8 protein-coding genes and 5 tRNA genes are annotated in these 7,508 nt (G+C 52.9%); 3 read left to right on the forward strand and 10 right to left on the reverse strand.

Annotated elements, in window-relative coordinates:
• Positions 1–17: 17 nt before the first annotated feature.
• The 5 genes from Q0Z69_RS02945 to Q0Z69_RS02965 are packed head-to-tail and all read right to left on the reverse strand — an operon-like array spanning position 18 to position 3,901.
• Positions 18–2,345, reverse strand: a complete 2,328-nt coding sequence (locus Q0Z69_RS02945) for a ParB/RepB/Spo0J family partition protein (RefSeq protein ID WP_298029728.1) — start codon at positions 2,343–2,345, stop codon at positions 18–20.
• A gap of 19 nt (positions 2,346–2,364) precedes the next feature.
• Entirely contained in the window at positions 2,365–3,249 is an 885-nt protein-coding gene (locus Q0Z69_RS02950; RefSeq protein WP_298029729.1) for an N-6 DNA methylase, read from the reverse strand.
• A gap of 3 nt (positions 3,250–3,252) precedes the next feature.
• Positions 3,253–3,402 (reverse strand): hypothetical protein, encoded by a 150-nt coding sequence (locus Q0Z69_RS02955; RefSeq protein ID WP_298029730.1) that lies wholly within the window; start codon positions 3,400–3,402, stop codon positions 3,253–3,255.
• A gap of 15 nt (positions 3,403–3,417) precedes the next feature.
• Positions 3,418–3,681: a hypothetical protein gene (locus Q0Z69_RS02960; RefSeq protein WP_298029731.1), complete on the reverse strand. Its 264-nt coding sequence runs from the start codon at positions 3,679–3,681 to the stop codon at positions 3,418–3,420.
• Positions 3,674–3,901, reverse strand: a complete 228-nt coding sequence (locus tag Q0Z69_RS02965; RefSeq protein ID WP_298029732.1) for a helix-turn-helix domain-containing protein — start codon at positions 3,899–3,901, stop codon at positions 3,674–3,676. The genes Q0Z69_RS02960 and Q0Z69_RS02965 overlap by 8 nt, the downstream gene beginning before the upstream one ends.
• Before the next feature lie 233 nt (positions 3,902–4,134).
• Between Q0Z69_RS02965 and Q0Z69_RS02970 the strand changes: the two genes are divergently transcribed.
• The 3 genes from Q0Z69_RS02970 to Q0Z69_RS02980 all read left to right on the forward strand — a co-directional run bounded on the left by Q0Z69_RS02970 (position 4,135) and on the right by Q0Z69_RS02980 (position 6,719).
• On the forward strand, positions 4,135–4,713 hold the full coding sequence (locus Q0Z69_RS02970) for a helix-turn-helix transcriptional regulator (RefSeq protein WP_298029733.1): 579 nt from the start codon (positions 4,135–4,137) through the stop codon (positions 4,711–4,713).
• A 3-nt stretch (positions 4,714–4,716) separates the two neighbouring features.
• A complete protein-coding gene (locus Q0Z69_RS02975; RefSeq protein ID WP_298029734.1) occupies positions 4,717–5,160 on the forward strand; it encodes an ImmA/IrrE family metallo-endopeptidase in 444 nt (147 codons plus the stop codon).
• A gap of 140 nt (positions 5,161–5,300) precedes the next feature.
• Positions 5,301–6,719: a site-specific integrase gene (locus tag Q0Z69_RS02980; protein ID WP_298029735.1), complete on the forward strand. Its 1,419-nt coding sequence runs from the start codon at positions 5,301–5,303 to the stop codon at positions 6,717–6,719.
• Positions 6,720–6,856: 137 nt separating this feature from the next.
• Here the strand turns inward: Q0Z69_RS02980 and Q0Z69_RS02985 are convergent.
• The 5 genes from Q0Z69_RS02985 to Q0Z69_RS03005 all read right to left on the reverse strand — a co-directional run bounded on the left by Q0Z69_RS02985 (position 6,857) and on the right by Q0Z69_RS03005 (position 7,397).
• Positions 6,857–6,932 (reverse strand) — tRNA-Thr (locus Q0Z69_RS02985).
• 5 nt (positions 6,933–6,937) lie between these two features.
• Positions 6,938–7,014 (reverse strand) — tRNA-Asp (locus Q0Z69_RS02990).
• Positions 7,015–7,073: 59 nt separating this feature from the next.
• Positions 7,074–7,149 (reverse strand) — tRNA-Trp (locus Q0Z69_RS02995).
• Between the two features lie 38 nt (positions 7,150–7,187).
• Positions 7,188–7,264: transfer RNA gene (locus Q0Z69_RS03000), tRNA-Ile, on the reverse strand.
• A 57-nt stretch (positions 7,265–7,321) separates the two neighbouring features.
• Positions 7,322–7,397 (reverse strand) — tRNA-Asn (locus Q0Z69_RS03005).
• Between the last annotated feature and the right edge of the window lie 111 nt (positions 7,398–7,508).

Consider the following 7,508-nt stretch of genomic DNA (forward strand, 5'->3'; position numbering starts at 1 on the left):
CACTACCCTCCTTTCTCCTATTCCGGATTAGTAGCAGGCGCGGCCTCACTCGCTGAGTTGGATGATTCAACAGCTCCGGAGTCCTCTACAGAATCGGAGGTTTCAGTCGGGGCCGGGGCATTAACCGGCGCCTCCGCTTGGGCTTCGGGTTCCTTCAGGTGGAAAAGCTCATGTGTCCCGTCCTGCAGGGCCTTTTCCTCGGCGGACATCTGATAGCCCAAGGCAGTGAGCCAATAGTACAGGCCGTCAAGTTTGGCCGCTTTTTCATACATGGGATATGCGCCTCTATAACCGGCGGCATAGCTTTCTTTTTCACTGTCCGCAAACAGGGTATAAATCGCGGAGGGAACCTGCTTTACGGCCAGCTTTTGAAGGGCGTCCAATGCTTTTTGACCCCTATCGGAACTGTAGGCAGCCTTGAGCTCCAGTCCCAGGACCTTCTCCAAGGCATCACGGTCCGAGCTCATGTAATCAACGGTTTTCAGAACACTCGCAAGCAGCGCGCCTTGCAAAATCGTCTCAGCGTTCTTTTTCGTCCAGGTCAATTCTCCGATAAAAGCGGCTCGCAGACGATAAGCAACAGCGGCTTTCTCATTCACGGCATCCCAGGCAGCGGCGATACGCTTTTCTCTCTCGATCTGCTCCGGCGGCTTCTTTTCAGGCTTGGCCCTTTTCCGCTCCTTGAAAAAGCGGAGTGTACCATAGGATTCCTCCAGGTAGTAATACAGCTGGCCGGGTGCCTTTTGGGGGATAAGCGGGGTATCTTCTTCCCAAGCAGCAATGTTGTACGACTCACCTACGCCCTCGTACTTATTGCTCCAGGTGTCTTTCTGCTGGAGAGCTTTTGCCTTGGCTTTCTTAAGTAGCTTTTTTACGGCGGGGAGCTTTTTCTTGATAGACTGATGCCGAAGCTCAACCTCCACCTGCCGGTTGAAATCTGCGGTGCCGATTTCGGCCAAGCACTTATTCCGGGCCTTGATATCATCAATTTGCGCCAGCTTATCAAAGTCGGTAAGGGAAAGCTGCCTCTCGGATACGGTTTTCAGGGTCCCCTGGTCCAGCTCCAGCATTTTTACCCGGCGGCGGACCGTAGTTTTGGAGAATCCGGATTTTGCCGCGATTTCCTCCACGGTATCTCCCAAATCAAGCATGAGCTGGAACCCCTGGGCCTGTTCATAAATCGTCAGATCGGACCGCTGCATATTCTCCAGGAGCATGGTCCGCACCTGTTCCTTCGGGTCCATTTCCGTGATAACACAGGGGACCTCGCTCAAGCCGGCCAGTTTTGCAGCCGCAAGGCGGCGGTGGCCGATAATCACGGTGAAGGATTCATAGTCGCTGTTATCCGGTACAACGGTCAAGTTCTGAAGAATACCGGTTGCCTTAATGCTGTCGGCCAGCTCGGTCAAATCCCCCAGCTCTTTCCGGGGGTTATCAGGATGGGGGTGCAGCTTGTCCACCGACAAACTAACCATCAGGCCCGCCACGCGCTGTTCTGGAGCGGGTTCGCTGCTCTCAGCTTTGCTTTCCTCCGGCGGAACAGGATCTGGCGTGACCTCCGGTTCATCCTTCGGACTTTCCACGCCGGCGGGCTTGACGATCTTCACCAACCGGGTCCGCACCATCGTCCCGCTTTCTTTGAAGGCCCCTTCCTCCAAGGGGATAATTTCAGCATTGAGGCTCTCCAGGAAAGCCCGGAAATCCACGGACTTTTTATTGCTTCGGAAGAACGGACTTTCAGACACGACGGAAACCAGGATACCGCCGGACTCCAGGATGTTATAAGCGGCCATGATATGGTCAATGTCCTGCTGCCGGCTGAATGGCGGATTCATCACAACACGGTTAGGCCGCGTTTCCCCCGTGGGAACCACGGAAAGAAAATCAACTCCCGTCATGGTGTGGTAGGGCTTGTTGTCGAGGTATTGGCTCATGTCGGGATTCAACTCAATGCCCAGCAGCTTGGTTACTCCATGTTCAAACACGACATCTGCCAGGTCCCCCTTGCCGCAGGAGGGCTCCAGTACCCGGCAAGAGCTGTCCAGTTCGGCCAACTCGCACATCTTTTCCGCGACAGGCCGCGGCGTAGGGAAAAACTGATATTGCTTTTTGAGGTCGGTAATCTCCCCGGCCAGAATCACACCATCCAGCAGTTCGGCCGGATCACCCTCAGCGAACACATGACCTTTCGCTTTCCGGTTCCACTTCCCGCCGATGCTCTCCAGCACTTTGTTGACCGCCTGATAGGTAGCCCGGTCAAGCTGACCTTCCGGGAGATAGAGCGTGTTGCCCTCTGTCCGACACTCGCCGAGAATATCCAGAATATTGTCGGCTATTTTACCCATAATGGGTTATGCACTCCTTTCAAAACAGTGATAGTTGTCCTCCAGCCGCTTCAATCAGCGGCGTGGGCTCCGGTTGTATAGGGTCCTTCTTGGGCGGGGACTGCGCCGCTTTTTGGGGTATCGCCTCTTGTGGGGCCTCCATCACTCCCAGACTTTCCAATGCAAGTTTTACTCGTTCCCACTGAATCCGGGCGCACCAAACTTCATCGTAAAGAGCGGGCATCAGCCAGATTTCATGCTGTGGGGATGGAGTTAGTAGCAATGGGGACGGCCCGGTGAGTGGGTCCGTGAGGGAATTTCCTACCACAACGTATCCCGCACAACCAAGAAGGGATAGCTGGATATAGCACATGAGCGCTGCTGTTCGGTCGATATCCTGCGCCACATATAGGGCCTCGCGGAAACCTCTTTTATTCCGGACCATCGTGTTCCGTGCGGCAATGAGCAACGCACCAGCTCCACAACACGGATCATGAATACCAACCCAGCCTTTTTTCTCGATACGGTCCTCCAGGTCTGTAATCGTGATTTCCGACATCATGCGGCAAATGTCGTATGGGGTAAAGAACTGGCCTTTCCAGTGATTGCCCAAGTCCAACCCCATGAACATTTCCCCAAGGAAATCTTGATCAGGGTCACGGTCCAGGGCTTCCACTATTATCGCTAGTAGCGTTGAAAAAACCTCTTGTTCTGCTTTGCTGTACCGCTTGATTGTGCTGATGTACTGCCGCTCCCGCTCGTCATGCGTCGGTCCTTCCCGGTCAAACGCATTGGAGATTGCCTGCGCGGCCATAGCTATGAAATCGGTCCAAACTTCCCATGTGCTTTTGTTATTGCACAGGGATGAAAACTGCTTATAAAACTGGGTCTGGCTTTCTTGGCGAAAGCGAATAGGACGGGCCACCGGTTATACCGCGTCGGGGTAGGCCAGCCTCCGGAGCTTCAGCACTTCCGGGAAACTGATTTCCCGATTATGGGCCGCATGGTCCAGAATCATCTCTTTCAGCTTCGGGCCCGCCCCTTCCAAGGCTTCTTTGTAATCATCAAAAGTGTGCATAGCTACCTCCTTCATTTACTTGATAGCAACACGGCGGATGCCGCCCACCGGAACGGCGGGCTCTTCTTTGGGTCTGGCCGTCCCCAATCGCATAAGGTCCAAGACGTCATTCAAGTTGATAAGCGCCTTGCGGCCGGCCCATACGACGGGGACGGCGCCATCTTTCGCCAGCTTGCGGATGTGAAACTCCGTCACTTCCGTATCCGGGTCCAAGGCTTTGAGCTCAGCAACGATTTTTGCCGCTGTCCGCATACGCGGGATACGCTCATTGTTATCCATCGGCAGCCTCCTTTTGAGGGCCGCGCTGCGGATCTGCGTCCCCAGACAACAGCTCGTCCACGGTCACACCGTAGAGCTTTGCAATCTTGGGCAGCATGTCAGCTCTGGGTTTATTCCGTCCGGTATCCCACATGGCAACGGTTCCCATAGAAACATTCAGAGCTTCCGCAACTTGGCGCTGGAGCAACCCAGCCCGCCTTCTTGCGCAGGCCATGTCCATAGTGCCCTTTTCCTCCTTTCTAATTTAATATTAGATTTTCATTGACAAAATGAGAACGAGGGTGTAATATGAGAGTACCACCAACCATAAAACACTCCCCAAAAACCACGATTTTTCTTAAAAATCGGGGCGTGTTCTCTTGTTGCCTCCGAACGATTCTTATTATATCTAATTTCAAATTAGATGTCAATAGGATTTTCTTATTTTTTCTTATTTCCGTATGAGGTGATATTATGTCAACTCCCTTTTACGAGATTTACAGGTGCCTTTGTCAGAGAGCCGGCAAATCGGATAATGCCGCTGCCGCGGAGATTGGATTGTCGAACAGCACCATAACCACCTGGAGACAGGGAGCCGTTCCCCGTAGGCCAACGCTTAAAAAAGTGGCTGCCTATTTTGGTGTGACCGAGGATTTTCTTATGGGCTACACCATTGACGCCCAGATCATGGTTGTGGAGAGCAAGTTACGGCATTTGCGCGCCGCCTATGATTTTTCGGAAGAAAGCGAACAGGCCGCGATTTTGCAGGAAATTGAAGCCCTGGAAAAAACGTATAGCGAACTGTGCGCAAGGAAAAATAGGCAAGAAAAAACGCCCGCTCTCAGCAGGAGAGACGAGCGTGACATAGAAAAGCGGTTGGCCGAGATCCTAAGCGACCTGGAGAGCGACCAGGAGGGCCTAATGTTCTCCGGGGACGCTATGGACGATACTACCCGGGAGCTTTTGGCAACTTCCCTGCGTAACAGTATGGAAATCGGGAAGAAGCTGGCAAAGCAAAAATTCACTCCGAAGAAATACCGCAAGGAGGATTAAGGAGTGGAAATACAAGTGATCGCCGATTCGTTGTGTCAGAAATTTGGCACACGGAACCCGTTCAAGCTGGCGGAATCACTGGGCATCATCGTTTTGTTTGAGCCGTTAGGGGCCATCCAAGGATATTATAATCAATGTTTCCGGCAAAAGTTTATTCATATCAATCAAAACCTTAATGAACACGAGGCCCGTTTTGCCTGCGCCCATGAGCTGGCTCATGCGGTGCTGCACCCTAAGCTGAATACTCCTTTTTTGAAACGGGCTACCCTGTTTTCTATTGATAAGCTGGAAAGACAAGCGAACTGTTTCGCCCTGGATGTGCTCTATGATGATTATGACCTTATGCCCTTCCTTGAACGGGGCATTTATGACGCCGCTGCTTATATGGGGGTTCCTATTCCTTTAGCGGAATATCGCATGAGTTCTGTACAGCCTACATTGTGGTAAGATTACCCGCGCCTCAAACATCCGGAAAACAAAAAAACCGCCTTCGGTACTGCGAATACCGAAAGCGGTTTATGAGGACGTGATAAGATTGCAGCCCTATCACGTCCTCCATTTTAACACACAAATGGAGGGATTTCAATATGGCAACAATACAAAAGCAGGGGAAAGGTTATAAAATCACTGTTTCCCAAGGCTATGACTACAACGGGAAACGGCTTCGGCAGTATATGACCTGGATACCCACGCCAGGCATGTCAGAGAGGCAGATCAAGAAGGAGCTGGAAAAGCAAGCGGTTCTGTTTGAAGAAAAGGTGCTGAGCGGAACTACCGCCAACGGCAAGATGCGCTTTGCCGACTTTGCGGAAAAGTATATGAGCGAATATGCGCGGCTCTACTTAAAGCCTAAGACGATTGCCACCTATACGGAAAACCTTCGTCGTATCAATCAGGCTATCGGACACATCCGGCTTTGCGATCTCCGCACCGGCCACATCAACAGCTTCTATCAAAACCTTCAGGAAGAGGGTATCCGCAACCGTATTACCGCTGTCTGCAAAATTGACCTTCAAGCGAAAATCGGGACCAAGCGCGGCGCTGTAACAGCTTTTGCCCGAACCGCCGGCATCAGCAGATCCACCGTCAACCAAGCCATAGACGGACAGCCCATCAATTCAAAGTCCGCTGAGGCCATCGCCCGGACCCTGGGGATGAAAACAAAGCAGGTATTCACCGTCACCGCACACGGGGAACCTTTAGCCCCCGCTAGCGTGATCTCCTACCACCGCACGTTATCCTCTGTTCTCTCTCGGGCGGTCAAATGGGGCTATATTCAAATCAATCCGGCGGATGCTGCGGAAAAACCAAGTCTGAGCGGGCAAGAAGCGGCCTATCTGGAAGAGAAGGACGCCCGCCGGCTTCTGGAATTGCTACAGTCTGAACCTATCCGGTGGCGGGCGCTTATCACCTTCGATTTACTGTCCGGCCTTCGCCGGGGGGAGCTGCTGGGCCTCCGGTGGCAGGACGTTGATTTGGACGAGCACACGGTTACAATCCGGCAGACTTCCAACTACCTGCCGGGGAAGGGAGTCTATGTCAGCACTCCTAAAACCGCTACTTCGGCCCGGCCGCTACTGTTGTCCACAGCTGCTATTATGATGTTACTGGAATATAAGGCATGGCAAGACAACCAGCGGGCGCTCCTGGGGGATGCTTGGGAGGATCAGGATGGAAGGGTATTCACCACTGATACCGGCGCCCCTCTATTTCCAGACAGCGTAACGCAATGGTTCAGTGATTTTATTGCCCGGTCCGATATGCCAAAGGTGACAGTACACAGTTTGCGGCACACCTACGCCTCGCTGATGATTGCGGATGGTGTTCCCCTGGTGGTGGTATCCCGTCAACTGGGCCACGCCCAGGCCAGCACCACAGCCAATATCTATGCCCATGCGATAGCCTCCGCGCAGGCTAAAGCCATGCAAACCTTTGACCGATTCAATGATCTCGTTGGAACTAAAAAACAGCCCTTAGAGGGCATAAAAAAAGCAGCCGGGAATTGACTTCCCGGCTGCTGAACTTTGTATTCCGTGGTGGAGCTTTGTAGAAATGGACGCTAAACGGACGCTAAAACAGGAAAACTACTCCCGATCCGGAAATAAAGAAAACCCCCTCATGCCTTGCGGCACAAGGGGTTTCGTGGAGCTGCTGGGCAGATTCGAACTGCCGACCTCATCCTTACCAAGGATGCGCTCTACCGACTGAGCTACAGCAGCAAATATGGCGACCCGGAACGGGCTCGAACCGTCGACCTCTAGCGTGACAGGCTAGCGTTCTAACCAACTGAACTACCGGGCCATTTATGGCTCGAGACTAAGTTATTATATCACATACAACCAAAGTTGTAAAGACTTTTATGGCAGGGGCAGAAGGATTCGAACCCTCGGCACGCGGTTTTGGAGACCGCTGCTCTACCAGCTGAGCTATACCCCTAAATCGCATGAGGCAACCCTTCAGGCGATAACCTTAAATGGTGGGCCTTCGGGGACTCGAACCCGGGACCGACCGGTTATGAGCCGGCTGCTCTAACCAACTGAGCTAAAGGCCCGTGTCGGCGCTTGCTTTGAGAGAAGTATTGCCGCCACGCCGAGTGGCGGCAATGCTCTGGCTCCCCCAGTTGGACTCGAACCAACGACACCGCGGTTAACAGCCGCGTGCTCTACCGACTGAGCTATGGAGGAATATTTCAGGCCCCAGCTCGATTGAACCAAGACCTGTGTTGGCGTTACCTATCTTCCCGGGCCGTCACCAGCCAAGTATTGTCAGCAGAAATGAGCTTAACTACCGTGTTC

Origin of the sequence: uncultured Dysosmobacter sp. (genome assembly GCF_947631165.1) — a bacterium.
Lineage (GTDB): Bacteria > Bacillota > Clostridia > Oscillospirales > Oscillospiraceae > Oscillibacter.